We start from the raw sequence: 512 nt of genomic DNA, 5'->3' as shown, positions 1-512 counted from the left end.
GGCCTGCAGGCGGTGCGCGAGCACCTGCGGCCGCGGCTCTTGATCAACGGCTACGGCCCGACCGAGGCGGTCGTCACGCCGGTGCTGTGGAAGGCGCGCGGCGATGCGCCCGAGATCGCCACCGCCTACGTGCCGATCGGCCGCCCCTGCGGCGACCGCACCGCACGCGTGCTCGATGCCGGGATGAACCTGCTGCCGCCCGGCGCGGCCGGCGAGCTGTACCTGGGCGGTGCGGGGCTCGCGCGCGGCTACCTGGGGCGTGCGGGGCTGACGGCGGAACGCTTCGTCGCCGACCCGTTCGATGCGCAGGGCGGGCGGCTGTACCGCACCGGCGACCTGGTGCGCTGGATCGTCGATGCGCAGGGCGAGGGCCAGCTCGAGTACCTCGGGCGCATCGACCAGCAGGTGAAGGTGCGAGGCTTTCGGATCGAGCTGGGCGAGGTCGAGGCCCGGCTGATGGCGCTGGCCGGCGTGGCCGAGGCGGTCGCGAGCGTGCAGCAGGGGCCGGGTGG

At 75.2% G+C, this 512-nt stretch carries 1 protein-coding gene; it reads left to right on the top strand.

The genetic code is table 11. The features are described from left to right. Nucleotides 1-512, top strand: a 512-nt coding sequence (locus AC1D01_RS38300) for an AMP-binding protein (RefSeq protein WP_477875258.1), incomplete at both ends; no start/stop codon positions are given.

This window comes from Rhizobacter sp. P3_B12, assembly GCF_056402895.1.
Note: the sequence above shows the minus strand (reverse complement) of the source record. Positions and strands in the feature narration are given on the sequence as shown.